Origin of the sequence: Ramlibacter sp. Leaf400 (assembly GCF_001424545.1) — a bacterium.
Taxonomy (GTDB): Bacteria; Pseudomonadota; Gammaproteobacteria; order Burkholderiales; family Burkholderiaceae_C; genus Ramlibacter.
This window is the reverse complement of sequence record NZ_LMQL01000011.1, coordinates 255,063-278,791: the sequence shown is the minus strand read 5'-3', so window position 1 is coordinate 278,791 and position 23,729 is coordinate 255,063. Positions and strand designations below refer to the sequence as shown.

The 23,729-nt window shown below is 70.3% G+C and carries 23 protein-coding genes and 1 pseudogene; 8 read left to right on the top strand and 16 right to left on the bottom strand.

Annotation, left to right across the window (positions count from 1 at the left end; all coding sequences use genetic code 11):
* The 8 genes and pseudogenes from tolQ to ribD all read right to left on the bottom strand — a co-directional run bounded on the left by tolQ (position 1) and on the right by ribD (position 6,182).
* Complete coding sequence (gene tolQ / locus ASG30_RS14950) at positions 1 to 711, bottom strand: protein TolQ (RefSeq protein WP_055898232.1); 711 nt, start codon at positions 709 to 711, stop codon at positions 1 to 3.
* Positions 708 to 1,109 carry a tol-pal system-associated acyl-CoA thioesterase gene (gene ybgC, locus ASG30_RS14945; protein ID WP_055898229.1) on the bottom strand — a complete coding sequence of 134 codons (402 nt, stop codon included), beginning with the start codon at positions 1,107 to 1,109 and terminating at the stop codon, positions 708 to 710. Before ybgC ends, tolQ begins: the two co-directional genes overlap by 4 nt.
* Positions 1,109 to 2,293, bottom strand: a complete 1,185-nt coding sequence (locus ASG30_RS14940) for a pyridoxal phosphate-dependent aminotransferase (RefSeq protein ID WP_055898226.1) — start codon at positions 2,291 to 2,293, stop codon at positions 1,109 to 1,111. The genes ybgC and ASG30_RS14940 overlap by 1 nt, the downstream gene beginning before the upstream one ends.
* Positions 2,290 to 2,806, bottom strand: a pseudogene (gene nusB / locus ASG30_RS14935) (transcription antitermination factor NusB); the annotation flags it as partial. The pseudogene nusB and the gene ASG30_RS14940, both read right to left, overlap by 4 nt.
* Position 2,807: 1 nt before the next feature.
* The gene (ribH, locus tag ASG30_RS14930) at positions 2,808 to 3,269 is read right to left on the bottom strand and encodes a 6,7-dimethyl-8-ribityllumazine synthase (protein ID WP_055898220.1); all 462 of its coding nucleotides are present in this window, start codon (positions 3,267 to 3,269) and stop codon (positions 2,808 to 2,810) included.
* A 9-nt stretch (positions 3,270 to 3,278) separates the two neighbouring features.
* Entirely contained in the window at positions 3,279 to 4,397 is a 1,119-nt protein-coding gene (gene ribBA, locus ASG30_RS14925) for a bifunctional 3,4-dihydroxy-2-butanone-4-phosphate synthase/GTP cyclohydrolase II (RefSeq protein ID WP_055898217.1), read from the bottom strand.
* Positions 4,394 to 5,029: a riboflavin synthase gene (locus ASG30_RS14920; RefSeq protein WP_055898214.1), complete on the bottom strand. Its 636-nt coding sequence runs from the start codon at positions 5,027 to 5,029 to the stop codon at positions 4,394 to 4,396. The genes ribBA and ASG30_RS14920 overlap by 4 nt, the downstream gene beginning before the upstream one ends.
* A gap of 46 nt (positions 5,030 to 5,075) precedes the next feature.
* Positions 5,076 to 6,182 (bottom strand): bifunctional diaminohydroxyphosphoribosylaminopyrimidine deaminase/5-amino-6-(5-phosphoribosylamino)uracil reductase RibD, encoded by a 1,107-nt coding sequence (gene ribD / locus ASG30_RS14915; RefSeq protein ID WP_055898211.1) that lies wholly within the window; start codon positions 6,180 to 6,182, stop codon positions 5,076 to 5,078.
* 126 nt (positions 6,183 to 6,308) lie between these two features.
* Here ribD and ASG30_RS14910 point away from each other — a divergent pair, with 126 nt between their 5' ends.
* From ASG30_RS14910 to ASG30_RS14880, 7 genes are all read left to right on the top strand, one after another.
* Complete coding sequence (locus tag ASG30_RS14910; RefSeq protein WP_055898209.1) at positions 6,309 to 6,710, top strand: type IV pilin protein; 402 nt, start codon at positions 6,309 to 6,311, stop codon at positions 6,708 to 6,710.
* Entirely contained in the window at positions 6,704 to 7,261 is a 558-nt protein-coding gene (gene pilV, locus ASG30_RS14905; protein WP_055898206.1) for a type IV pilus modification protein PilV, read from the top strand. Before ASG30_RS14910 ends, pilV begins: the two co-directional genes overlap by 7 nt.
* Complete coding sequence (locus ASG30_RS14900) at positions 7,258 to 8,424, top strand: PilW family protein (RefSeq protein WP_055898204.1); 1,167 nt, start codon at positions 7,258 to 7,260, stop codon at positions 8,422 to 8,424. The genes pilV and ASG30_RS14900 overlap by 4 nt, the downstream gene beginning before the upstream one ends.
* Positions 8,421 to 8,900 carry a pilus assembly PilX family protein gene (locus ASG30_RS14895; RefSeq protein WP_055898201.1) on the top strand — a complete coding sequence of 160 codons (480 nt, stop codon included), beginning with the start codon at positions 8,421 to 8,423 and terminating at the stop codon, positions 8,898 to 8,900. Before ASG30_RS14900 ends, ASG30_RS14895 begins: the two co-directional genes overlap by 4 nt.
* Before the next feature lie 22 nt (positions 8,901 to 8,922).
* Positions 8,923 to 12,033: a pilus assembly protein gene (locus tag ASG30_RS14890; protein WP_055898198.1), complete on the top strand. Its 3,111-nt coding sequence runs from the start codon at positions 8,923 to 8,925 to the stop codon at positions 12,031 to 12,033.
* On the top strand, positions 12,033 to 12,581 hold the full coding sequence (locus tag ASG30_RS14885; protein ID WP_235579807.1) for a GspH/FimT family pseudopilin: 549 nt from the start codon (positions 12,033 to 12,035) through the stop codon (positions 12,579 to 12,581). The genes ASG30_RS14890 and ASG30_RS14885 overlap by 1 nt, the downstream gene beginning before the upstream one ends.
* A gap of 85 nt (positions 12,582 to 12,666) precedes the next feature.
* Entirely contained in the window at positions 12,667 to 13,236 is a 570-nt protein-coding gene (locus ASG30_RS14880; RefSeq protein ID WP_055898193.1) for a GspH/FimT family pseudopilin, read from the top strand.
* A gap of 10 nt (positions 13,237 to 13,246) precedes the next feature.
* On the opposite strand, the gene nrdR is transcribed toward ASG30_RS14880, so the two are convergent.
* The 3 genes from nrdR to ASG30_RS14865 form a co-directional block, all read right to left on the bottom strand.
* A complete protein-coding gene (gene nrdR / locus ASG30_RS14875; RefSeq protein ID WP_055898190.1) occupies positions 13,247 to 13,696 on the bottom strand; it encodes a transcriptional regulator NrdR in 450 nt (149 codons plus the stop codon).
* A 9-nt stretch (positions 13,697 to 13,705) separates the two neighbouring features.
* A complete protein-coding gene (gene glyA, locus ASG30_RS14870; protein ID WP_055898188.1) occupies positions 13,706 to 14,950 on the bottom strand; it encodes a serine hydroxymethyltransferase in 1,245 nt (414 codons plus the stop codon).
* A 227-nt stretch (positions 14,951 to 15,177) separates the two neighbouring features.
* On the bottom strand, positions 15,178 to 16,038 hold the full coding sequence (locus tag ASG30_RS14865) for a lytic transglycosylase domain-containing protein (RefSeq protein WP_055898185.1): 861 nt from the start codon (positions 16,036 to 16,038) through the stop codon (positions 15,178 to 15,180).
* A gap of 739 nt (positions 16,039 to 16,777) precedes the next feature.
* On the opposite strand from ASG30_RS14865, the gene ASG30_RS14860 reads away from it, so the two are divergent.
* Positions 16,778 to 19,798 carry a DUF349 domain-containing protein gene (locus tag ASG30_RS14860; RefSeq protein WP_055898182.1) on the top strand — a complete coding sequence of 1,007 codons (3,021 nt, stop codon included), beginning with the start codon at positions 16,778 to 16,780 and terminating at the stop codon, positions 19,796 to 19,798.
* A 21-nt stretch (positions 19,799 to 19,819) separates the two neighbouring features.
* On the opposite strand, the gene ASG30_RS14855 is transcribed toward ASG30_RS14860, so the two are convergent.
* From ASG30_RS14855 to ASG30_RS14835, 5 genes are read right to left on the bottom strand one after another with little or no spacing between them, the layout of a single operon-like run.
* Positions 19,820 to 20,572, bottom strand: coding sequence for a zinc-dependent peptidase (locus tag ASG30_RS14855; RefSeq protein WP_055898180.1), 753 nt, complete (start codon positions 20,570 to 20,572; stop codon positions 19,820 to 19,822).
* Complete coding sequence (locus ASG30_RS14850; protein WP_055898177.1) at positions 20,572 to 21,339, bottom strand: UDP-2,3-diacylglucosamine diphosphatase; 768 nt, start codon at positions 21,337 to 21,339, stop codon at positions 20,572 to 20,574. Before ASG30_RS14850 ends, ASG30_RS14855 begins: the two co-directional genes overlap by 1 nt.
* Before the next feature lie 11 nt (positions 21,340 to 21,350).
* On the bottom strand, positions 21,351 to 21,860 hold the full coding sequence (locus tag ASG30_RS14845) for a peptidylprolyl isomerase (RefSeq protein ID WP_055898174.1): 510 nt from the start codon (positions 21,858 to 21,860) through the stop codon (positions 21,351 to 21,353).
* A gap of 13 nt (positions 21,861 to 21,873) precedes the next feature.
* The gene (locus ASG30_RS14840; RefSeq protein WP_156385558.1) at positions 21,874 to 22,449 is read right to left on the bottom strand and encodes a peptidylprolyl isomerase; all 576 of its coding nucleotides are present in this window, start codon (positions 22,447 to 22,449) and stop codon (positions 21,874 to 21,876) included.
* Positions 22,446 to 23,702, bottom strand: a complete 1,257-nt coding sequence (locus ASG30_RS14835) for a L,D-transpeptidase family protein (RefSeq protein ID WP_055898169.1) — start codon at positions 23,700 to 23,702, stop codon at positions 22,446 to 22,448. Before ASG30_RS14835 ends, ASG30_RS14840 begins: the two co-directional genes overlap by 4 nt.
* Positions 23,703 to 23,729 lie beyond the last annotated feature (27 nt).

The following is a 23,729-nucleotide window of genomic DNA, read 5'->3' as shown; positions in this document are numbered from 1 at the left end:
TCAGAACCTCGACTGCCCGGCCGCCGGGGCGGCGGCCACGGCGCCCAGGTTGCGCTGCAGGATGTTGGAGAACTCCTCGATGAAGGTCTCCAGGCGGATGGCCACCCGGTCGATGTCGCGGGCGAAGCGGTTGTAGGCGACCACCGCCGGGATGGCGGCGAACAGGCCGATGGCCGTGGCCACCAGCGCCTCGGCGATGCCCGGCGCCACCGTGGCCAGCGTGACCTGCTGCAGGCTGGCCAGGCCGGTGAAGGCGTGCATGATGCCCCACACCGTGCCGAACAGCCCCACGTACGGCGAGACCGACCCGACCGAGGCCAGGAAGGACAGGTGCGATTCGACCGCGTCGACCTCGCGCTGGTAGCTGGCGCGCATGGCCCGGCGGGCGCCGTCCAGCACGGTGCCCGGGTCCTGGATGCGGCGCTCGCGCAGCTTCTGGTATTCGCGCATGCCGCTGGCGAAGATGCGCTCCATCGGCCCGGCATTCTTGGCGTTCTGCGCGGCGCTGGCGAATAGCTCGTTCAGGCTGGTGCCCGACCAGAATTCGCGCTCGAAGTCCTCGTTCAGGGACTTCACGCGCTTGAGGGAAAACAGCTTGCCGAAGATGGCGGCCCAGCTGGCGACGGACACCGCCACCAGCAGCGCCATCACGAGTTGCACCACCCAGCTGGCGCCCAGCACCAGCTGGAGGATGGAAAGGTCCTGGTTCATCTGTTCAATGCCTCGAGAATGACGGCCGGGATTCTGGCAGGCCGCAAGGTGGCCGCGTCGACCCAGCCGATGCGGATGATGCCTTCGGCCAGCACGCGGCCGGTGGTGGGTTGAAGAGCTTGCTGGGCGATGGTCATCGAGGCGCGGCCAGTCTCTTGGAGCTGGGCCGTGGCCAGAAGTTCGTCGTCCAGGCGGGCGGGGGACAGGTAGCGCACCTTCGTCTCGGAGACGATGAAGATGCCGCCGGTCTGCTCGCGCAGCCGGTGTTGCTCGATGCCCAGCGAGCGCAGCCACTCGGTGCGGGCGCGCTCGAAGAACTTCAGGTAGTTGGCGTAGAAGACGATGCCGCCGGCATCGGTGTCCTCCCAGTAGACGCGGATCGGGAAGCCGAACGCCATCAGGGCGCCATCTCCCTGAGGCGGTGCACCGCCTCCTGCAGGTGCTCCATGCTGCTGGCGGTGGAAAAGCGCACGAAGCGGCGGGTCTCGGCGCTGCCGAAGTCGCGGCCCGGGGTGACGGCGACGTGGGCGCGCTCCATCGCCGCGAAGGCGAACTCCCAGCTGCCCCGCAGGTCCAGCGCGCGGCACCAGTCGGAGCAGTCGGCCCAGGCGTAGAACGCGCCGTCGGGCACCACCGGCACCGGCAGGCCCAGGCCGTTCAGGGCGGGGATGAACCAGTCGCGGCGTGCCTTGAATTCGGCGCGGCGCCGCTGGTATTCGGCCAGGCTCTCCGGCTCGAAGCAGGCGAGGGCCGCGTACTGCGAGACGGTGCTGGGGCAGATGAAGAGGTTCTGCGCCAGTCGCTCGAGCACCGGCACCAGCTCCTGCGGCGCGACGATCCAGCCCAGGCGCCAGCCGGTCATGCTGAAGTACTTGGAGAAGCTGTTGATGCTGATGACCTGGTCGTCCAGCGCCAGCGCCGACTGGCCGAAGCGCTCGTCGTGGCTCAGCCCCAGGTAGATCTCGTCGACGATGGTGACGCCTCCGCGCGAGCGCACCACGTCGTGGATGCGGCGCAGTTCCTGCGGCTCGATCGAGGTGCCGGTGGGATTGGACGGCGAGGCCAGCAGCACGCCGCGCGTGAGCTCGTTCCAGTTCGCCTCCACGGCCGCGGCCGACAGCTGGAAGCGCTCGGCCGCGCTGGCCGGCACAAGCACGGCGCGGCCGTCGGCGGCGCTGACGAAATGCCGGTTGCAGGGGTAGCTCGGGTCCGGCATCAGGATCTCGTCGCCGGCATCGACCAGGGCCAGGCAGGCCAGCTGCAGCGCCGCCGACGCGCCCGCCGTCACGACGATGCGCGAGGCGGGGACCTCCAGGCCGAAGCGCTGGCGATACCAGCCGCTGATCTTCTCGCGCAGCGCGTCCAGGCCGGTGGCGTGCGTGTACTGGGTGCGGCCGGCGCGCATGGCGCGTTCGGCGGCCTCGCGCACCAGCGGCGGCGCGGTGAAGTCCGGCTCGCCGATGTTGAGGAACACCATCGGCCGGTCGCTGCGCGCGACCTCGCGCGCCAGCTGGTGGGCGGCCTTGGCCACCTCCATGACGTAGAAAGGTTCGATGCGCTCGGCCCGCTGGGCAATCTTCATGGGCGCGCCTTGCCGGAGGCCTTGTCCGCCTCGACCTCGGCCGGGCGCAGGCCGGGCGCCAGGCCGTTGAGCACGGCGTTCACGTACTTGTGGCCGTCGGTGCCGCCGAACTCCTTGGCGAGCTCGACGCACTCGTTGATCACCACGCGCCAGGGCACGTCGGGCGCGTTCTGGAACTCGTAGACGCCGATCCACATCACGGCACGCTCGATCGGGGAGATCTCCTGCAGCTTGCGGTCCAGCAGCGGGACGATCAGCGCGTCGAGCGCCTCGGCGTTCTCGATGCAGCCGTGCAGCAGGGCGTCGTAGTGGACCGAGTCGGCCTTGTGGAAGCCGGCCAGGTCGCGGGTGAAGTGGTCGATGGCCTGGGCCTCGTTGTGGCCGACCAGGTGCTGGTAGAGCGCCTGCAGCGCGAACTCGCGCGCGCGCGAGCGGGCCGACTTGGCCGAGGCCTTGCGGGCGCCGGTGGCGGTGCGGCCGGGCGCCTTGGCGGGGGGGATGCGGTCTTCTTCCATCACACGCCGGCCATCAGGTTGGCCATCTCCACCACGACGCGCGCGGCGTCCACGCCCTTGTCGCTCTGGCGGGCGACGGCCTGCTCGAGGTTCTCGGTGGTCAGGATGACGTTGGCGACCGGCAGCTTGTGGTCCAGCGACACGCGGGTCACGCCGGCGGCCGACTCGTTGGCCACCAGCTCGAAGTGGTAGGTCTCGCCGCGGATCACGCAGCCCAGCGCCACCAGCGCGTGGTAGCGCCGCTTGCCGGCCAGCGCCTGCAGCGCCAGCGGGATCTCCAGCGCGCCCGGCACGAACACCTGGTCGATGTCCTCGGCCTCCACGCCCAGCCGGACCAGTTCGCCCCGGCAGGCCTGCGACAGCGCGTTGGTGATGCTCTCGTTGAAGCGGGCCTGCACGATGCCGATGCGCAGGCCCTTGCCCTGCAGCCCCTGCGCCTTGCCCTTTTCTGCGCCAAACATGAAGTGTTCCTAGTGTTGGGTGGGGGCCAGGTGCCCCGTGATCTCGAGGCCGTAGCCGGCCATGCTGGGCAGGCGGCGCGGCGTGCCCAGCAGCGTCATGCGGTGCACGCCGCAGTCGCGCAGGATCTGCGCGCCGATGCCGTAGGTGCGAAGGTCCATGCGGCCGCGCTCGGGGGCCTGCGCCGCGCGCGCCGTCCCCTCGAACTGCGCGAGCAGCTGGCCGGCCGATTCGCCGCAGTTGAGCAGCACGGCCACGCCCTTGCCGGCGCGCGCGATGTGTTCCAGGCTGGCGTCCAGGCTCCAGGAGTGCATCGACCGCCCGGTCTCCAGGGCGTCCAGCACCGACAGCGGCTCGTGCACGCGCACGCACACCGGTTCGTCGGGGCTCCATTCGCCCAGCACCAGGGCCAGGTGCAGGCCCTGGCTGGGCTTGTCCTGCCAGGCGTGGGCGGTGAAGCGGCCCCATGCGGTGTCCAGCGGGCGGGTGCCCACCTTCTCGACCAGCGACTCGTTGCGGCTGCGGTACTCGATCAGGTCGGCGATGGTGCCGATCTTCAGGCCGTGCTCGGCGGCGAACACCTGCAGGTCCGGCAGGCGGGCCATGGTGCCGTCGTCCTTCATGATCTCGCAGATCACGGCGGCGGGCGTCAGGCCCGCCATCGCGGCCAGGTCGCAGCCGGCTTCGGTGTGCCCGGCGCGCATCAGCACGCCGCCGTCCACCGCCTGCAGCGGGAAGATGTGGCCCGGTTGCACCAGGTCCTCGGACCGCGCTTCGCGCGCCACCGCGGCCTGCACCGTGCGGGCGCGGTCGGCGGCCGAGATCCCGGTGGTGACGCCTTGCGCCGCCTCGATGGAGACGGTGAAGGCGGTGCCCATCTTGGTGCCGTTGCGCGCCACCATGGGCGGCAGGCGCAGGCGCTCGCAGCGCTCGCGGGTGAGCGTCAGGCAGATCAGGCCGCGGCCGAAGCGCGCCATGAAGTTGATGGCCTCCGGCGTGACGTGTTCGGCCGCCAGCACCAGGTCGCCCTCGTTCTCGCGGTCTTCCTCGTCGACCAGGATCACCATGCGGCCGGCCTTGAGCTCGGCGACGATTTCCTGGACCGGCGCGATGTCGCCTCCGGGCTTCATGCCGCCACCTTCGTGGCGCCGGCGCCCAGCATGCGTTCGACGTAGCGGGCGATGAGATCGATTTCCAGGTTGACGCGGCTGCCGGCCTGGAGGGCGTGAAGGGCGGTGTTCTGCACGGTGTGCGGGATCAGGTTGATGCTCAGTTCGCAGCCTTGGGCGGCGTCGCGGACCGAATTGACGGTGAGGCTCACCCCGTTGACGGTGACGGAGCCCTTGTAGGCCAGGTACCGGGCGAGGGAGCCGGGGGCGAGGACGCGCAGCTCGTGGCTCTCGCCCACGGGGGCGAAGTGGCTCACGGTGCCGATGCCGTCGACGTGGCCGGCCACGATGTGGCCGCCCAGGCGGTCGTGGGCGCGCAAGGCTTTCTCGAGGTTGATCGGGCCGGGCTCGGCCAGGCCGCTGGTCTTGTCCAGCGATTCGGCGGAGACGTCGACGGTGAAGTGGCCCTGGGCGGGGTCGAGGCTGGTGACGGTCATGCAGGCGCCGTTGAGCGCGATGCTGTCGCCCAGGCCCACGTCCTCCAGGTAGCCGGCGGGTGCCTCGACGGTGACGCGCTTGCCGTGCTCGCGGCTGGCGCCGAGGTCTCGGACGGCGGCGATGCGCCCCACGCCGGTGATGATTCCGGTGAACATCCGCGCATTTTCGCAGGGAACGCGCGGGGGCCCCGGACCCAGCCCCCTAAAAGCGGTCGCGGCCGGTCACGCGGGCCACCACGCGCAGGTCGACGCCCACCGATTCGGTGGAGACGAACTGCAGCGGCAGGGCCTGGTCCAGGGCGGAAAGCGGCCCGAATCCGGCGATCGGCTGGCCCAGCCCGATCAGCTTGGGCGCCAGGTACAGGAGCAGTTCGTCGACCAGTCCTTCGCGCACCAGCGACCCATTGAGCTTGTGGCCGGCCTCCACGTGGAGCTCGTTCACCTCCCGCATCGCCAGGTCCCGCAGCAGCGCCGCCAGGTCCACCTTGCCGCCCGGGCCGGGGAGGGCGATGACCTCGGCGCCGCGGTCCTCCAGCGCCTGCCACTTCGGCGAGCGGGGCTGGGCGGTGTAGATCCACAGCGGTCGCCCGGGCACGAAGAGGCGCGCGGTGAGCGGCAGCTCCAGCCGGCTGTCCACCAGCGCCAGCGGCGGCTGGCGGGGGGTGGGCGCCAGGCGGACGTCCAGCCGGGGGTCGTCCTGCAGCACCGTGCCGATGCCGGTGAGCAGGGCGCCGGCGCGGGCCCGCCAGGCGTGGCCGTCGGCGCGGGCGCCCTCCGAGGTGATCCACTGGCTGGTGCCGTCCTCCAGGCCGGTGCGGCCGTCCAGCGAGGCGGCCACCTTGAGCCGCACCCAGGGCGTGCCGCGCACCATGCGGCTGAAGAAGCCCAGGTTCAGCTCGCGCGCCTCGGCGGCGCCGGGGCCGGTCTCCACCTCGATGCCGGCCGCCCGCAGCCGCTCGAAGCCGCGGCCGCCCACCAGCGGGTTGGGGTCGCCGACGCTGGCGACCACCTTGCGGATGCCGGCGGTGACCAGCGCCTCGCAGCAGGGGCCGGTGCGCCCGTGGTGGGCGCAGGGCTCCAGCGTGACGTAGGCCGTGGCGCCCCGGACCTCGCGGCCGGCCGCGGCCGCGTCGCGCAGGGCCACGATCTCCGCATGCGGCCCGCCGGCCTCCTGGGTGTGCCCCTGCCCGAGCACGGCGCCGTCGGGGCCGACCAGCACGCACCCGACGCGCGGATTGGGCTCGGACAGGCCCACGGACCGGTGCGCGAGGTCCAGCGCCTGGCGGATGGGGGCATGCGGCGTCGTCATCGGCCGATTCTCGGGGATGCCACGCCCCCGTGCCATTCGCCCGCCACAGCCAACCGGTCATCGGTCTGGGGATGCGGGGCCCCGACGGCTGAGCTAACTTCGGTGCCCGGACCACTAGGAGGGGCGATGCCGCGCACGAGGAATTTGGGCTTCACGCTCATCGAATTGATGATCACCGTGGCGATCATCGCGATCCTCGCGTCCGTGGCCTATCCGTCCTACACCAGCCACACGCGCAAGGCCGCGCGCCGCGCCGCCCAGGCCCAGATGATGGACATCGCCAACCGGCAGCAGCAGTACCTGCTGGCGAACCGGGCCTACGCCACCGCCGTCGCCGACCTGGGCTACTCGATGCCCGCGGAAGTCACCGGCAAGTACACGGCGGGCATCGCCACCAACACCACCGTCTCCCCGGCCACCACGGTGCCGGCGTTCACCGTCACCTTCACGGCGGCCGGGTCCCAGGCCAGCGACGGCAACCTGACCCTGACCAGCGACGGCACCAAGGGGCCGACCGGCAAATGGTGACGCGCCGCCCCCCCGTCGCGCAGCGCGGCGCGACCCTCATCGAGGTGCTGGTCAGCATGGTGATCATCGCCTTCGGCCTGCTCGGCATGGCCGGCCTGCAGGTGCGAATGCAGGTCTCGGAGCTGGAGTCCTACCAGCGCAGCCAGGCGCTGCTGCTGCTCAACGACATGGCCAACCGCATCGCGTCCAACCGCAACAACGCGGTTTCGTACGTCACCGGCACCAGCGCCGTCGGCACCGGGATGTCCTGCCCGACGTCGACCAGCAGCCCGGCGGCGATCGACGCCCGCGAGTGGTGCCTGGCCCTGCAGGGCGCCAGCGTCACGCAGGGCTCGGCCAACAAGGGCGCGATGGTCGGCGGGCGCGGCTGCGTGCAGCAGCTGAGCGCCAACGAATACATGGTGACCGTGGCCTGGCAGGGGCTGACCGGCATGGCCGCGCCGCCTTCATCCGTGGCCTGCGGCGCCGGCGAGTACAACGGCTCGCAGTGCAGCGACGACAAATGCCGGCGCGCAGTCACCACCCTGGTCCGGATCGCCCCGCTGACATGAACACGCGCAACCTCCGTCAAGCCGGCTTCACCCTGGTGGAGCTCATGGTCGGGCTGGCGCTCGGCCTGTTCATCCTGCTCGCGCTGCTGACGCTGCTGGCCAACGTGAGCCGCAGCAACAGCGAGTTGAGCAAGACCAACCGCATGATCGAGAACGGCCGGCTCTCGGTGCACCTGATGCAGTCGGACATCACGCACGCGGGCTTCTGGGGCGGGCTCGTGCCGCAGTTCGACGACCTGACCTCCAGCGTCGTGCCCACCCTGGCCTCGGCCGGTGGCCAGGTGCCCACCGCGCTGCCCGACCCGTGCGCGCCCGACTGGACCAGCAACGAGTACAAGGCCAACGTGATGGGCGTGCCCGTGGCCGCCTACGAGGTCTCCGGTGCGTTCAGCCGCACCGCGGCCGGTTCCGCGCCGGTGTGCAGCGGGATCGTCACCACCCCCGTCGCGGCCACCGACGTGCTGGTGGTGCGCCATGCCGAGCCCTGCATGGCCTCGGCCACCGGCAGCGACGAGTGCGGCCCGGTGCCCGCGTCCACCAACGATGTCTACTTCCAGGCGAGCCGCTGCTCCACGGCCCCCGGCGCCTTCCTCCTGGAGCCGGCCACCACCGGCGCGGCGGGCTTCGGGCTGCTCCAGCGCGACTGCACCGCGGCGGCGCCGGTCTACAAGTACGCCTCCACCCTCTACTACGTGAAGCTGGTCAACGGCGTGCCCACGCTGATGATGTCCCGGGTGAGCAACGGCACCCAGGGCGCCGCGCAGGCCCTGATCGAGAACGTCGAGGCCTTCGTCGTCGAGTTCGGCATCGACAACCGCAGCGACACCGGGGCGGCGCCGAACTTCACCTCCGCGGTGACCTGGACCGGCACCGGCTACGCCTCGCCGGCCAACCGGGGCGACGGCAATGCCGACACCTACGTGCGCTGCACCACCAGCACCCCGTGCACGGCCGCGACGCTGATGAACGCGGTGTCGGTCAAGATCCACGTGCTGGTGCGCACCGACGAGCCCACTGCGGGCGTCACCGACGGCAACCAGTACGAGCTGGGCGCCTCCGCCGACAAGCTGACGCTGGCCGCCGCCAACGACGGCTACCGCCGCCAGCTGTTCACCCAGACCATCCGCCTGCCCAACGTCTCGGGCCGCAGGGAGACGCCATGAACCGCCGTTCGCAGCGAGGCGCCACGCTGGTGGTGTCGCTGATCATGCTGGCGGTGATCACCATGATCGTGATCGCCGGCTTCACCCTCAGCAACGCCAACCTCAAAGCGGTGGGCAACATGCAGATGCAGCAGGAGGCGGTGGCGGCCGGCAACCGCGCCATCGAGGTGGTGGTGGGCTCGGCTTTCACCAGCGCCCCTGTCGCACAGTCCATCAACGTGGACATCAACAACGACGGTACTCCCGACTACACCGTGGCGGTGGCGGCGCCCACCTGCGTCAAGGCGGTGATCGCCTCGACGGCGCCGCCCAGCGGCATCGGCCTGAGCATGGGGTCGAGCAGCGGCACCACCTGGCACACCGACTGGGACGTGGAGGCGACCGTCGACGACGGCGCCACGGGCGCCCGGGCCACGGTGCACCAGGGTGTGCGGGTGCTCCTGGTGGACAGCGAAAAAACGGCGGTCTGTCCGTGATCCCGCAGAGGGGGAGAAAAAAATGACGAGGTTCATCGCCACCGCGCTCCTGGCCCTGATGGCCCTGCTGCGTCCGCTCGGGGCCGCGGCGGAGGACATCGACCTGTTCGTGGGCAACAACGCGGGCGGCGCCGCTGCGCCGAACGTGCTGATCATCCTGGACAACACGGCCAACTGGAACAACGCCTTCGCCAACGAGAAGTCGGCGCTGGTCACGCTGTTCAACAGCCTGCCCGTGAACGCCGACGGCACCGCCAAGTTCAACGTGGGCCTGATGATGTTCTCCGAAACCGATCCCGGGGACTCGAACACAGACGGTGGCTACGTCCGCGCGGCCGTTCGACCGATGAACACCGCCAATCGGGCGCTGTACGCCTCCATGATCAACGCCTTTGACAAGAACGACGACAAGTCGAACGGCGGGAAGGCGTCCCTCGTCATGATGGAGGCCTATCGCTACCTCAAGGGTGAACGCGCCTATGCCAGCCCTGGCAAGAACAAGACGGACTACGCCGGCAACGGCAGCTCTACCCACGGCAAGGCGGTGGACCGGGCCGTTTGGGCGCTCAGCGGCAATGCCTTGGGGTCCTCCAACGGCACGACCTACACCTCGCCGATCAATGCCGAGGTCTGCCCCAAGACCTACATCATCTACCTGAGCAACGGCACTCCGTCGGAAAACACCAGCGACCTGGAGGCATCGCGCATCGCCCTGCGCGATGCCAACGGCGATACCAACCAGATCAGCCTGAACCCCGCCGGCTCGCAGGACAGCTACGTCGACGAATGGGCGCGGTGGTTCAAGAGAAGCTCCATCGGCGCCGCGGTCTACACGCTGGACGTCGACCGGGTCACCAACGGCCAGGGCCCGGGCTGGTCGGCCGCGCTCAAGAGCATGGCCGGACAGAGCGGCGGCAAGTACTTCGCCATCTCCAGCGACGGCTCGGCCGTGCTGGAGACGCTGCAGAACATCTTCTCGGAGATCCAGTCGGTCAACAGCGTGTTCGCCTCCGTCTCGCTGCCCATCAGCGTGAACACCCAGGGCACCTTCCTGAACCAGGTCTTCATCGGGGTGTTCCGGCCGGAGCAGGATTCGCTGCCGCGCTGGTCGGGCAACCTCAAGCAGTACAAGATCGGCCTGAACGACGGGGTGCTGCGCCTGCAGGACGCGGCCAGCGAACCGGCGATCAACACCACCACCGGCTTCATCACCGAGTGTGCTCGCAGCTACTGGTCGCCCACCGCGCTGGACTCCGAATGGGCGAGCCTGCCCAAGGGGGACTGCATCACGATCGCCAACTCCCAGCGGTCCAACTATCCCGACGGCAACGTGGTCGACAAGGGCGGGCAGGCCTACAAGCTGAGGAACACGACCACCGCGCGCAACGCGTTGACCTGCAGCGGCGCCACTTGCACGGGCGCGGTTCCGTTCAACACCACCAACGTCACGCAGGCCATGCTGAATGCCAGCAGCGGCACGGAGCACACCACGCTGGTGGACTGGGCGCTGGGCACCACCGTGCCGCCGCTCGACGCGGCACTGGACAGCCTCAACGCCTCCGGCAAGCGCCTTTCCATGCACGGCGACGTGGTGCACTCGCGGCCGGTCGCCGTGAACTTCGGCAGCCAGACCTCGCCGAGCGTGATGGTGTTCTACGGCGGCAACGACGGCTGGCTGCGTGCCGTCAACGGCAACCGCTCGGCCGACATCGGCACCGGCACCTTCGCCGTGACGGCGGGCAGCGAAGCCTGGTCCTTCATGCCCACCGAGTTCCTTCCCAAGATCAAGCGCCTGTACAACAACACGCCGGCGGTGCAGTACCCGGGCACCACCGTGCCGGGGGCGACGGCCAAGGAATACGGCATGGACGGCCCGATCACGGCCTTCAACGGCACCGTGTCGGGCGTGAACAAGACCTGGCTGTATTCCACGATGCGCCGCGGTGGCCGTTCGATCTATGCCTTCGACGTGACCAGTTCGGCCACCACGCCCAAGAGCCCGACCTTCAAGTGGCGGGCGGGCTGCACCGCCACCGGCACCTGCTTCCCGACCGAGCTGTCGGGCATCGGGCAGACCTGGTCGTCGGTGAAGACCTTCAAGCACGCCAGCTACCTGAGCGGCGCCAAGCCCCTGCTGATCTTCGGCGGCGGCTACGACACCTGCGAGGACTTCGACGCAGGCACCGCCGGGGGCGCCAACCACAACTGCACGTCCTCGTCCAAGGGCCACTACGTCTACGTGCTGGACGCCGACACCGGCGACCACGTCGCCACTTTCGACACCGGCGAGACCCGCGGGATCATCGCCGACGTGCTGGTCGTGCCCGACGCCACCGGCAATGCCCGGTACGCCTATGCCGCCGACCTGGGCGGCAACGTGTACCGGATCAACTTCGCCGGCGCGTCCACCTCGTGGAGCATGTCCAAGATCGCGTCACTGGGCTGCGCCGTCCCGGGCACCTGCACCCCGAACCGCAAGTTCATGTTCGAGCCCAGCGTGATCGAGAACCTCGATGGCAGCTTCAACATCTACCTGGGCTCGGGCGACCGCGAGAAGCCGGTCGTCGCCTACGCATCGTCCAACGCGGTGAGCAACCGGTTTTTCGGGTTCACCGACAAGCCGACGGTCGCCGCCGCCACCTATCCCGGCAACACCGACGGCTGCGGTTCCAACATCATCTGCCTCGGCTCGCTGTTGGGGATCACCGGCAACAACCCGCCGTCGGAAGCTGCGCTCGCGGCGAAGAAGGGCTGGTACATCAACCTCGATTCGACCGAGCAGGTGGTGACCTCCGCGATCACCATCTTCGGCGTGGTCACTTTCAGCACGCACCAGCCCCAGGTCAACACCACGGACAACACCTGCGATTCCGACCTGGGCACCACGCGCGTCTACAACGTCAACTACAAGAACGCGGCTTCGGAGAACGGCACCAACAACCTTTTCCAGGACGTGGCCGGTGACGGCCTGCCGCCCTCGGCCGTGGCCGGGCAGGTGACGCTGGACAACGGCCAGACCGTGCCGTTCTGCATCGGCTGCAGCGCGGATTCGCCCCTGGAAGTGGTGCAGAAGAGCGGTGGCACGAGCAGCAGCCGGCCCAAGTCGCGCCTGTACTGGTACATCAAGAAGTGATGATGCGACCCGGTCACCCGCCGCGCCGGCATGCCGGCTTCACGCTGATCGAGCTGATGGTGACGCTCACCGTGCTGGCTGTCGTGGCCATGATCGCGGCGCCTTCCTTCCAGCAGGCGGCGCTGAGCAGCCGGCTGACCTCGTATGCGAATGCCTTTTCCGCCAGCCTGAAGCTGGCGCGGTCCGAGGCCATCAAGCGCAATGCCACCGTCACGATGTGCCGCTCGGCCGACGGCACCAGCTGCGCAGGCAGCGGCAGCTGGGAGCAGGGCTGGATCGTGTTCAACGACGCCAACGCCAATTCGACGGTGGACGGCACGGAAACCCGCTTCGCCTACGAACCGGCGGCCAGCTCGGACTACAGCATCACCAGCGCCGGCGGCGTGTATGCCCTGAGCTTCAAGGGTTCCGGCATGAGCGCAACCACGGAGACGGTCACGCTGTGCCGGGCCAACCCCACGCCGGGCACCCAGAAGCGCACCATCGGCATCGACGCGACCGGTCGCACCAGCGTCGCCCGCGTGAACGACGCCACCGCCTGCCCCTGACCTCGCGCAGGCGGCCTAGTCAGGTCGCAGGAGCGGGGGCGCCTCCAGGCCCGCAGCGGCAGGGTCGCGCGGCTACCGTGGGCAGATGCCCGCTCCCGGTGCGTCCCGCCTCGATCGCCGCCCTTGCGCCGGCTTCTCGCTCACGGAGTCGCTGGTCATCGTCGGCCTGTGCGCGCTGGCGGCGGCCATCGCCGTGCCGGCCTTCCAGTCCGCCACCAATTCCATGCGGCTGGCCTCCATCACCAATGCCTTTGTCGGCCACCTGCACCTGACCCGCGCCGAGGCGATCAAGCGCAATTCGCGGGTCGTGATGTGCAAGTCGTCCAGCCGGGCCGCCTGTGCGGCGTCCGGCGGCTGGGAGCAGGGCTGGATCGTCTTCCACGACGCCAACAACAACGGCGCGCTCGATGCCGGCGAAGCCGTGCTGGACGGCTACGCCACGCTGCCGGCTGGCTTCCGCCTGAGCGGCAACGGCCCGGTGGCCGCCTACCTGTCGTACACCGGCATGGGCTGGACCCGGTCGGCTTCGGGCGCCTTCCAGGCCGGCACGCTGACGCTGTGCCGCGAGGGCGACCCGTCGCTGCAGGGGCGGGAGATCGTGATCAACATCCTGGGCCGGCCCAGGATCCGCAAGACGACCCTGCCGGCCTGCTAGCCGCGCGCGCCTAGCGCCGGATCTCGTCGACGACGGTCTTGAACTCGTCGATGTCCTCGAAGCTGCGGTAGACGCTGGCAAAGCGCACGTAGCCCACCTTGTCCAGCTTCTTGAGCTCGCGCATCACCAGTTCGCCGATGCGGGCGGAGGGCACCTCGCGCACCCCCAGGTTCAGCAGCTTCTCCTCGATGCGCTCGACGGCGCTGTCGATCTGCTCGGTGCTCACCGGGCGCTTGCGCAGCGCCAGGTTGAGCGAGCCGAGCAGCTTGCCGCGCTCGTAGTCGATGCGGCGGCCGTCCTTCTTGACGACCGCCGGGAAGCTCACTTCCGGCCGCTCGTAGGTGGTGAAGCGTTTTTCGCAGTGCGCGCACTGGCGCCGGCGGCGGATGAAGTCCCCGTCTTCGGACACCCGGGTTTCGACCACCTGGGTGTCGGCGTTGTTGCAGAAGGGGCACTTCATCGGGTGCGGCTACTTGTAGACCGGGAAGCGGCGGGTGAGGGCGTTCACCTTTTCGCGGACCGCGGCGATGTTGTTCGCGTCGCGCGGCTTGTCCAGGACATCCGCGATCAGGTGGGCCGTCTGGCGTGCTTCATCTTCCTTGAACCCGCGCGTGGTCAGGGCCGGCGTGCCGATGCGCACGCCGCTGGTGACCATGGGCTTCTCGGGATCATTGGGGATGGCGTTCTTGTTGATCGTCATGTGGGCGTCGCCCAGCACGGCCTCGGCTTCCTTGCCGGTGATGCCCTTGGCGCGCAGATCGACCAGCATCACGTGGCTCTCGGTGCGGCCGCTGACGATGCGCAGCCCGCGCTCGACCAGCGTCTCGGCGACGACGCGGGCGTTCTTGACCACCTGCTCCTGGTAGGCCTTGAACTCGGGCGTCAGCGCTTCCTTGAAGGCGACCGCCTTGGCGGCGATCACGTGCATCAGCGGGCCGCCCTGCAGACCGGGGAAGATGGCGCTGTTGATCGCCTTCTCGTGTTCGGCCTTCATCAGGATGATGCCGCCGCGCGGGCCGCGCAGGCTCTTGTGCGTGGTGGAGGTCACCACGTCGGCGTGGGGCACCGGGTTGGGGTAGACGCCGGCGGCGATCAGGCCGGCGTAGTGGGCCATGTCCACCATGAAGATCGCGCCGACTTCCTTGGCCACGCGGGCGAAGCGTTCGAAGTCGATGCGCAGGGCATAGGCCGAGGCGCCCGCGATGATCAGCTTGGGCCGCGTCTCGCGCGCCTTGCGCTCCATGGCGTCGTAGTCGATCTCCTCGCGGGCGTCCAGGCCGTAGCTGACGACGTTGAACCACTTGCCGCTCATGTTCAGCGCCATGCCGTGGGTGAGGTGGCCGCCTTCGGCCAGGCTCATGCCCATGATGGTGTCGCCCGGCTTGAGGAAGGCCAGGAACACGGCCTCGTTGGCCTGGGCGCCGGAGTGCGGCTGCACGTTGGCGGCGTCGGAGCCGAAGAGCTGCTTGACGCGGTTGATGGCCAGCTGCTCGGCCACGTCGACGAACTCGCAGCCGCCGTAGTAGCGCTTGCCGGGGTAGCCCTCGGCGTACTTGTTGGTCAGCTGGGTGCCCTGGGCGGCCATGACGGCGGGCGAGGCGTAGTTCTCGCTCGCGATCAGCTCGATGTGTTCTTCCTGGCGGCGGTTCTCGGCGGTGATGGCCGCCCAGATCTCGGGGTCGGTTTGCTCGATGAGGATGTTGCGGTGGTACATGCGGCAGTCCTTACAGACGTGTGGTCCCTGTGATGCACAAGGGCTGCCCAGGCGAACGGCGGATCGCGGGGGAAGGGGCGGCGCCGTGGCGCCATCGCGCGCGGCTCGAGCCGCTTTCCCTCGCGGTACGCTTCCCAGTGGTGTCCCACGTCAGCGCGGGCTGCCCGCTCGGGGCGCCGCGCCTATCGCCAGTCGCGTACGGGGGAAAGTGTAGCCGAGGGCCCGCCTCAGGGCAGCGAGAAGGCCGCGGCGACCTTCTCGGGGTCGGCCGGGCCCTGCGCCGGCCCGGGCGTGGCCGGCAGGGGAGCGACGGTGCGGATGGCCGGGGTCGCCGGGGTGACCAGGGGAACGGGGCGGCCGGACGCGACCTGCTGCAGGCGGCCGTGCTCGGCCAGCACCTTTTCGGCGTAGCCGCCGTCATCGGGCAGGTGGGCGGCGCCCACGTAGAACTTCAGCCCGGCGTGCAGCGAGCCGGCGCGCTGGATGCATTCCTGCAGCACCTTGACGCCCACGCGCAGGTTGGTCACCGGGTCGAAAGCGGCCAGCTTGCCGCCGAACACCTCGTACTTGTCGCTGTGCACGCCGGTCATGACCTGCATCAGGCCCTGGGCGCCCACCGGGCTCTGCGCGAAGGGGTTGAAGCCGGATTCCACGGCCATGACGGCCAGGATCAGGGTGGGGTCGAGCTTGGTGCGCCGGCCGATCTCGTAGGCCTCGGCCACCAGCGCGCTCAGCGGCTCGGGGGCCACGCGGTACTTCTTGCTCAGCCAGTAGGCGACGGCGGCCTGCTGCTTGGGCAGGTCCTTGGGATTGGCGGCCGTGGCGCGGTCGATCGCGTCCAGCTCGGGCACCAGGCCCAGGGCCGCCACCTGGCGGGCCTGCAGCCAGCCCATGAGCTGGGCTTCGCCGGCCTGGCGCAGGTCGGGCCGCGCCGCCAGCGTGGACAGGGCAAGGACGACCGCCACGCCGAGCAGGGCGAGGCCGTTGTGGGTGATCTCGAAGAAACCTTCGCCGACGTCGGCGGTGAAGGTACGCAGGCCCTGGGCCAGCATGGCGGTGCCTCGCACCACTTCTCCTGACGCTGTCATAGCACTTCCTTTCTACGCGCGGGGCCGGGCGGGGACGCTCTCGCGAGCGGCTGGGCCGTCAGGCTCCTCGTTTGGATTGGTACGCCATCGAATGACCGGGGGCTCCTCTCAGGGCCTGCAACAGTGATTCGACTTCGCCGGGTTCGGCAGCGGTTCGGGGGTTGGTCCCTAGGTCAGCACTGGGACGGGCGGATTCTAGGAGCCTGCCAAATAACGAGTCAAGAATAAAGATGTCAGCGCTTATGCAATTTATTGCTGTTTGAAGCCAAAATTTACACCCTGGCTCGGCAGTAGGGCGGTCGGACGGGAGCGTCCACTGTCGTCGGACACTTCGGACAACATGCCGGCCGGTTGTCAAGGCAACTGGCTAAATCACGTCGCCGACAGTCATTGAAAACCAGCGCTTGAAAAGATCGGGGTATCTACCTAACGTGGAGGCACCCGAGCGATCGGGCCCTTGTACCGGGATGTTTGTGCTTCGGCACCCCGTCCCGGTCTATCCTGGGGGCAATCTCTTGCTCCCGGTGCCGTTGGGACCTTCATCCTCCCACGGTACGCCCAGACGGCCGGACTCGCGCCGCCGTCAAGCCCGGCAGACCGGCTTCAGGTCGTCTGCCGGGCTTTCTGTTTTCCGTCGCCGGAACGGTGTTTTGCGCCGCGGCCGGCGCCCGCGCGAATCGCGGCGAGAATACGCGCCGGCCCCCGCGATGCGAGGGCGTGTTTTTTTCAGACCAACGAAGTGACCCAAGCCAGTCTCAAATCCTCCGACACCCACGCGCTGGACACCCTCACCGGCGGCGCCTTCTCGGCGCCCACCTCGGGAGAGCGGGCGGCCCGCGTGCGCGAATGGCTCGCCGCCAATCCCAGCGCCGAGCAGATGCAGGAGGTGTACCGGGAGCTGAGCGCCCGCGACAAGGGTGCCGCCAGGGCGGTGCGCGAGAAGCTCGACGAGCTCAAGCGCGCCCGTGGCCAGGAGGCCATCGCCGCCGAGTGGGCGCAGAAGGCCCAGGCGCTGCTGGAGCCGCCGCGGCTGAACATCGCCGACGCCATGGCCTGGCAGCGCGACGCCGCCAAGGCCGGCGCCCCGCTCAGCCGCGAGCCGCTGGCCGGCCTGAAGGCGAAGCTGGGCGATCGCATCAAGGGCATCGAGGACCTCCAGCACCGGGTGCAGGTGCAGCGCGAGGCCGCGGTGCTGCTGGCCCAGCGCATCGAGGTGCTCTCCACCAAGTCCTGGCGCGACGCACAGGCGGCGGCCGATTCGCTGCGCGCCGACGTGCCCGAATGGCAGGCCCAGGCGCAGGCGCTGGTGGAAGACACCAACTGGGCCAGCGTGGATGCGCGCTTCCCGCCGCTGCTGGACGCCTCGCGCTCCCAGCTGCAGGTGGTCTGGGACGCCTTCCAGAGCGCACTGGCCCAGGCGATCGCGGCCGACGCCGACGCGGCCGCGCCGCTGCCCCCGGTGCCGGTTTGGGCCGATGAACTGCGCAGCGCGCGCGGCGTGCCCGTCGAGGCGCCGCCCGCACGGCCGGCCAGGCCCAAGGTCGACCCGGAACTCAAGGCCAAGGCCGCCGAGGCGGTGGCCGCGGCGATCACCCGGCTGGAGCAGGAAGTCGCCCAGGGCCATGGCAAGGGCAGCGCCAGCGCCGGCGCCGCCCTGCGTTCCGCGCTCAAGGAGCACGGCAAGCTGATCGACGACAAGCTGGAGAACCAGGCCCATGCGCTGCTGGCGTCGGCCGGCGAGCTGGAAGGCTGGCAGCGCTGGCGCGCGGACCAGCTGCGCCAGGAGCTGGTGGCCAAGGCGGAAGCGCTGTTCGAGACCGAGCGACCGGCTGGAACCCGTGCGCCGGCCCCTGCCCGGGGCAAGGCTCCCGCCGAGGCTGCTGCACCCGTCGAGGCCGCTGCTCCCATCGAGGGTGCTCCCACGGAGACCGTTCCCACGGAGGCGGCCGCAGCCCCCATCGAGGCTGCTGCGCCGGCCGAGGCTGCAGCTGCTGCCGATGTCGCTGGCCCGACCGAGGCCGCAGCGTCCACCGAGGCCGCGGCCCCCGTGGAGGCCTCGGTCCCCACCGAATCCGCAGCTCCGGCTGAAGCCGCGACGCCCGCCGCTGCCCCCGCGGAACCGGCCGCCCCGGCCGGACCGGCCATCCGCAAGCCCAAGTACGGCGGCCGAAAGATGCAGGAACAGTTGCGTTCGCTGCGGGAGCAGTGGAAGCAGGTCGACCAGGGCGGCCCGCCCAACCACGCGCTGTGGAAGCGTTTCGACGAGGCCTGCAACGAGGCCTACAAGGTGGTCGAGGCCTGGCTGGACAAGATGAAGTCGGAGGCGGCCGACCACCGCAACCAGCGCCTGGCGCTGATCGCGGAACTGCAGGCCTGGGCCGGGCAGAACACCGGCGCGCCGGGCGGCGACTGGAAGTCGTTCAACCGCGCCATCCACCAGTTCGAGACCCGCTGGCGCGAAGCGGGCCACCTGAGCGAGAAGGCCTTCGCCGAGATGCAGCCGCAGTGGAAGCAGGCGCTGCAGGCCGCCGAGGCGCCGCTGGCCGCGGTGCAGAAGCAGAGCCTGGAGCGTCGCCACGCGATGATCGACGAGGCCAAGGCGCTGGGCGCCGCGCCGCAGCTGCGCATCGACGCGGTCAAGGCGCTGCAGCAGCGCTGGCAGGCCGAGGCGCAGACGGTGCCGCTGGACCGCAAGCACGAGCAGAAGCTGTGGGACGCGTTCCGCAAGCCGATCGACGAAGCCTTCAACCGCAAGACCGAGGAGCGCGAACGCGCCGCGTCGGCGCTGAGCGATCGGGATCGCGCGGTGCTGGAAGCGTCCAAGGCGCTGGAAGCCGCCAATGCCGGCGGCGACGCGCACAAGATCCGTGCCGCCATGGCGCAACTCGACGCCGCGCTGAGGGGCCAGGCGCAAGCCCAGGCCGACAAGGCCCGGGCCGATGCCCAGCCGGCCGAGTCGGCGCCCGCCGCCGCCGCGGAGGCCGCCCCGGCCGCTGCTGAAGGCGCCGAGGCCTCGGCCGAAGCGGAAACCGCCGCCGAAGGCACGGAGGCAGCGGAGCCCACGCCGGCGCCCGCCCCTGCGAAGGCGCCGCCCAAGCCGGTCATCGCCATGCGCGGCGACGACCGTCCGGGGATGCGCAAGACCGAGCCGGCGGCGCCCGGCCGCGGCGGCAAGTTCGGCGACCGGCGCGGCGCGCCCGGTGCCGGCGGCTTCGGTGGCCGCGGCCCCGGTGCCGGAGACCGGATGGGCCGGGACTCGCGCGGCAGCGGCCGCTTCGGCGACCGCGCGCCGGAAGACCGCGGCCCGCGCCTGGGCGACGTGGCCTTCCGCGCCCAGCGCGACGCGCTGGAGCACGCGCAGCAGACGCTGCGCAAGCTGGCCGCGCAGGCCCACGGCGAGGCGCTGACCCAGCTGCTCTCGGCCTGGGAGGAGCGCTCCGCCGAACAGGTGCCCAGCCAGAGCGAGCTGGGCCGCGCGGTCACGCCGGCGGTCCGTGGTAGCTGGGTCAAGGCCCTGCAGTCCGCGCCTTCGGGCGATGCGGGCGATGCGTTGCTGCGGCTGGAGATCGCGGCCGAAGTGCCGACGCCGGCCGACCAGCTGGACGCGCGACGCCGGATGCAGCTGCACCTGCTGACGCGCCGCAACGATCCTTCGCCCGCGCAGACCTGGGGCGAGGACACGGCGCGCGTGCTGGCCACCGCCCACCAAGAGGGCGCGGCGCGCCGCCTGCAGAACGTGCTGAAGGTGCTGCTGCGCTGATGCGCTGATGCGAAGCGGTGGCTAGGCCGCCGGCTGGAAGAAGCCGTCGAACAGCGCCAGCAGCGCCGGGAAACCGGCGCCGAAGGCGCTTCGGTTGACGAAGTAGGCTTCCCCGGCCACCGCGAAGAACTCGCCGATGTTCTCGGCGCCGTAGGGGTCGAGCCAGGTCGGTTCGCCGCCGAAGCGCTCGGCGATCACCACCTGTTCGCGAAAGCGCTCGTACTCGGCCTGCATCGCCGACCGCCAGGCCTTGCGCAGCCGCGCCGGCATCGGCGGGCAGCCGTCCGGTTGACCGTCGCGCATGTCGATCTTGTGGATGAACTCGTGGACGACCACGTTGTAGCCCTGGGCGGCGGCCTCGCCGGCCTGCTGCACGTCCTGCCAGCTGAGCATCACCGGGCCGCGCTCCATCGCCTCGCCGGCCAGCACCTCCTCCCACTCGTGCACCACGCCCACCTCGTCCTGCGAGGTGCGCCGGGCCACCACCTGGTCGGCGTGCACGACGATGCCGACGAAGTCGTCGTACCAGTCCAGGCCCAGGTGCAGCACGGGCAGCACGGCCTGCGCCGCGATCGCGACCGCCATCGCGTCGGTGATGGCCAGGCCCTGCGCGCCGTGGAATTCCTTGTCCTGCAGGAAGCGGGCGGCCAGCTCGCGCAGGCGCGCCAGTTCCGCTTGGGGACGCTCGCGCAGGAAGGGGTAGGCCGAGAGCACGTCCTGCCAGAGCGGCTCGGGGATGGGGCGCGTCGCGCGCCGGCGCCACCAGCCGAACATCAGGCCAGCGGAACGCGACGCGCGCGGCCTTCGACGGAAAGCCGCAGCGCTTGGGCGCGCGGAGGTTGCGCCTGCAGGTCCCAGTCGGTCAGGACCACGCGCCGAAGGCCGTCGCCCAGGTCGTGTTCGGCCGGGCGGTGCGTGTGGCCGTGGACCAGCACGGTCGCGCGCGCTGCGGCCAGCCAGGCCCGGGCCGCGTCGGTGTCGACGTCGGCGTAGGTCGCGCCCGAACGCTTGCGGCCCTCGCTCTTCGCGCGCAGCGAGCGGGCCAGGGCCTGCCGTTCGGCGAGGGGCCGCGCCAGGAGGGCGCGCTGCCATTTCGGGTCGCGCACCTGCTCGCGAAAGCGCAGGTACTCGACGTCGCCCAGGCACAGGGCGTCGGCGTGGCTGAGCAGCCAGCGTTGCCCGCCGAACGCGAGCACGGTGGGATCCGGTAGCAGCTGCACGCCGGTGGCCTGGGCGAAGGCCTCGCCCACCAGGAAGTCGCGGTTGCCGTGCATGAAGAAGACCGGGCGTGCGGCCGACGCGGCCCGCAGCACGGCGGCGCAGTCGGCGGAAAAGCCCGGCACCTGCAGCACGTCGTCGCCCGGCCAGGCCTCGAACAGGTCCCCGAGGATGACGATCGCATCGGCGCCGGGCGAGGCCAGGTAGCGCCGCCAGGCCTCGAAGGTGGCGGGTTCGCTGTCCTGCAGGTGCAGGTCGGAGATCAGGTCGACCGAGCGCCAGGAGGGCTCGGCCGCGAGTTCGTGGACGGGCGGCAGCGCCACCGGGCGGCGCGTCAGCCGGCCACGACGGCCTTCTCGATGACGACGTCCTGCTGCGGCACGTCGTCATGGAAGCCCTTGCGACCGGTCTTCACGCCCTTGATGCGGTCGACGATGTCCTGCCCGGCGACCACCTTGCCGAACACCGCGTAGCCCCAGCCCTGCGGGCTCGGCGAGGAGTGGTTGAGGAAGTCGTTGTTGGCCACGTTGATGAAGAACTGCGCCGTGGCGGAGTGGGGCGCGTTGGTGCGCGCCATGGCCACGGTGTACTCGTTGTTCTTCAGGCCGTTGGAGGCTTCGTTCTCGATCGGCGCGTCGGTGGGCTTCTGGGTCATGCCGGGCTGGAAGCCGCCGCCCTGGACCATGAAGTTGCCGATCACGCGGTGGAAGATCGTGCCGTCGTAGTGGCCCTTGCGGACGTAGTTCAGGAAGTTCTCGACCGACTTGGGCGCCTTGTCCTGGTCCAGCTCGAGGGTGATGGTGCCGTAGCCGGCGATCTGCAGGTCGACCTTGGGATTGGCCATGTTGTTGTTTCCTTTACTTGGCTGGCGTGACCGACTTGATCACGACCGGCGTGGTGGGGACGTTCTGGTGCGGCCCGCGCGAGCCCGTGGCCACACCCTTGATCTTGTCGACCACGTCCATGCCGGAAACCACCTTGCCGAAGACGGCGTAGCCGTGTCCGTCCGGCATCGGGGCGTTCAGGTTGGGGTTGTCGACCACGTTGATGAAGAATTGCGCCGTCGCCGAGTTCGGGTTGGCGGTGCGTGCCATCGCGAGCGTGCCGCGATCGTTCTTCAGCTCCGGACGAGTCTCCAGGGGGATCGGCGTGCGGGTGGGTTTCTGCTGCATGTCCTGGCTGAAGCCTCCGCCCTGGATCATGAAGCCGTCCATCACGCGGTGGAAGATGGTCCCCTCGTAGTGCTTGTCGCGCACGTACTGGAGGAAGTTCTCGACCGTCTTGGGCGCCTTGTCGGGATAGACCTCGACGACGAAATCGCCGGCGCTGGTGCTGAACTTCACCCGGGGTGCTTCCTGCGCCCAGGCGGCGCCGCAGGCGGCCAGGCCGAGGACGAGGGCTGCCGCCGCGCGGCGCGTCACTGCTGGGATCAACCGATCACTCCTTCGTAAAAGATCTTCCACTGCCCCCCGGTGCGCATCCAGTACTGGCGCTTGACCGCGCCCGTGCGCGCGCCCTGGGGGACCTCGCCAAAGGTTACCACCATGGTGTCGGACGAGTCGGTCCAGCGCAGGAAGGACACGTCCTTGAGCTGCACCTCGCGCCCGCGTGTTCGCTGCAATTCGGTGCGCAGCTGCGGCGTCCATTCGGCCACGCTCTTGCCGGCCGCCACCGAGTCGGGCGTGTAGAAGGTCAGGACCCGGTTGACGTCGCCGCTGGAGCGCGCGGCCCGCCACGCGGCCAGGGCCTCGCCGAAAGGCCGGGCCTCGGCCTGCAGCTGCTGCGGCGCCACCCATTGCAGCGCCGACGCGATCACCACCGGCGTGCTGCGCACCTCGACCGTGCGGATGATGCGTTCCAGGTCCGGGTTGGCCAGCACCACGCAGCCGTCGGTGGCCTTGGGCGCGCGCGAGAACTGGTTGGGCGGCGTGCCGTGCAGCCAGATGCCGCTGCCGGTCTTGCCACGGCGCGCGTCGTAGGGGTTGGGGTAGTTGATCGGCAGCGCGCCGACGCCGTAGAAATCCTTCAGCGTCTTCGGGTCGAGGTTGCTGGTGACGTAGTAGACGCCCAGCGGCGTGCGCAGGTCGCCTTCGGCGTTCTTCTCGATGCCCGACTTGCCCACCGAGATGTAGTAGTCGGCCAGGAGCTTCAGGCCCGAGGCGGTGTTCTCGAACAGGTACAGGCGCGCGCGCGAGGTGTCGACCGCGATCGCATGGCGGCTGCGCGGCGACAGCTGCAGGAACTGCGCGGGCACGGTGCCCGGCAGCGGGCGCTCGCGCAGCGCGCGGATGCGCAGCTGCGATTCCTCGCGCAGTTCGGCCAGCAGCTGCGCGCCGGCTGCGCCGGCCGCCTCGGGCACGTCGCCCAGCCCGCGCACGGGCCGCGCACGCGAGGCCAGCAGGTCGCCGTAGACCAGCTGCGCCAGCTGGAAGTTGGGGTGGTCGCGCACCAGCGTCTCGGCCTCGGCCAGCGCCTCGCGCACCTGGCCGGCGCCGACGCGGCGGTAGACCGAAAGCAGGCGCGCCTCGGCCTGGCCGTCCTGCACGACCGGGCGCGCGGCCGGGGGGCGGTCCTTGGGCTTGCGCGGAGCCGAGTTCGCGGCGCCGGACCAGGCCAGCGCCAGGCAGGCGCAGGCGGCGAGCACCCGGAGGGGGCGCGACCGGAGGGACGGGAGGCGAAGGTTCAAGACTGCGGGACCTTGGGCGCCCAGGGC

What these genes read in the sequence shown, in the direction of transcription:
- tolQ (WP_055898232.1), bottom strand. Translation starts at nt 711, where the DNA reads ATGAACCAGGACCTTTCCATCCTCCAGCTGGTGCTGGGCGCCAGCTGG.
- ybgC (WP_055898229.1), bottom strand. Translation starts at nt 1,109, where the DNA reads ATGGCGTTCGGCTTCCCGATCCGCGTCTACTGGGAGGACACCGATGCC.
- ASG30_RS14940 (WP_055898226.1), bottom strand. Translation starts at nt 2,293, where the DNA reads ATGAAGATTGCCCAGCGGGCCGAGCGCATCGAACCTTTCTACGTCATG.
- ribH (WP_055898220.1), bottom strand. Translation starts at nt 3,269, where the DNA reads ATGTTTGGCGCAGAAAAGGGCAAGGCGCAGGGGCTGCAGGGCAAGGGC.
- ribBA (WP_055898217.1), bottom strand. Translation starts at nt 4,397, where the DNA reads ATGAAGCCCGGAGGCGACATCGCGCCGGTCCAGGAAATCGTCGCCGAG.
- ASG30_RS14920 (WP_055898214.1), bottom strand. Translation starts at nt 5,029, where the DNA reads ATGTTCACCGGAATCATCACCGGCGTGGGGCGCATCGCCGCCGTCCGA.
- ribD (WP_055898211.1), bottom strand. Translation starts at nt 6,182, where the DNA reads ATGACGACGCCGCATGCCCCCATCCGCCAGGCGCTGGACCTCGCGCAC.
- ASG30_RS14910 (WP_055898209.1), top strand. Translation starts at nt 6,309, where the DNA reads ATGCCGCGCACGAGGAATTTGGGCTTCACGCTCATCGAATTGATGATC.
- pilV (WP_055898206.1), top strand. Translation starts at nt 6,704, where the DNA reads ATGGTGACGCGCCGCCCCCCCGTCGCGCAGCGCGGCGCGACCCTCATC.
- ASG30_RS14900 (WP_055898204.1), top strand. Translation starts at nt 7,258, where the DNA reads ATGAACACGCGCAACCTCCGTCAAGCCGGCTTCACCCTGGTGGAGCTC.
- ASG30_RS14895 (WP_055898201.1), top strand. Translation starts at nt 8,421, where the DNA reads ATGAACCGCCGTTCGCAGCGAGGCGCCACGCTGGTGGTGTCGCTGATC.
- ASG30_RS14890 (WP_055898198.1), top strand. Translation starts at nt 8,923, where the DNA reads ATGACGAGGTTCATCGCCACCGCGCTCCTGGCCCTGATGGCCCTGCTG.
- ASG30_RS14885 (WP_235579807.1), top strand. Translation starts at nt 12,033, where the DNA reads ATGATGCGACCCGGTCACCCGCCGCGCCGGCATGCCGGCTTCACGCTG.
- ASG30_RS14880 (WP_055898193.1), top strand. Translation starts at nt 12,667, where the DNA reads ATGCCCGCTCCCGGTGCGTCCCGCCTCGATCGCCGCCCTTGCGCCGGC.
- nrdR (WP_055898190.1), bottom strand. Translation starts at nt 13,696, where the DNA reads ATGAAGTGCCCCTTCTGCAACAACGCCGACACCCAGGTGGTCGAAACC.
- glyA (WP_055898188.1), bottom strand. Translation starts at nt 14,950, where the DNA reads ATGTACCACCGCAACATCCTCATCGAGCAAACCGACCCCGAGATCTGG.
- ASG30_RS14865 (WP_055898185.1), bottom strand. Translation starts at nt 16,038, where the DNA reads ATGACAGCGTCAGGAGAAGTGGTGCGAGGCACCGCCATGCTGGCCCAG.
- ASG30_RS14855 (WP_055898180.1), bottom strand. Translation starts at nt 20,572, where the DNA reads ATGTTCGGCTGGTGGCGCCGGCGCGCGACGCGCCCCATCCCCGAGCCG.
- ASG30_RS14845 (WP_055898174.1), bottom strand. Translation starts at nt 21,860, where the DNA reads ATGGCCAATCCCAAGGTCGACCTGCAGATCGCCGGCTACGGCACCATC.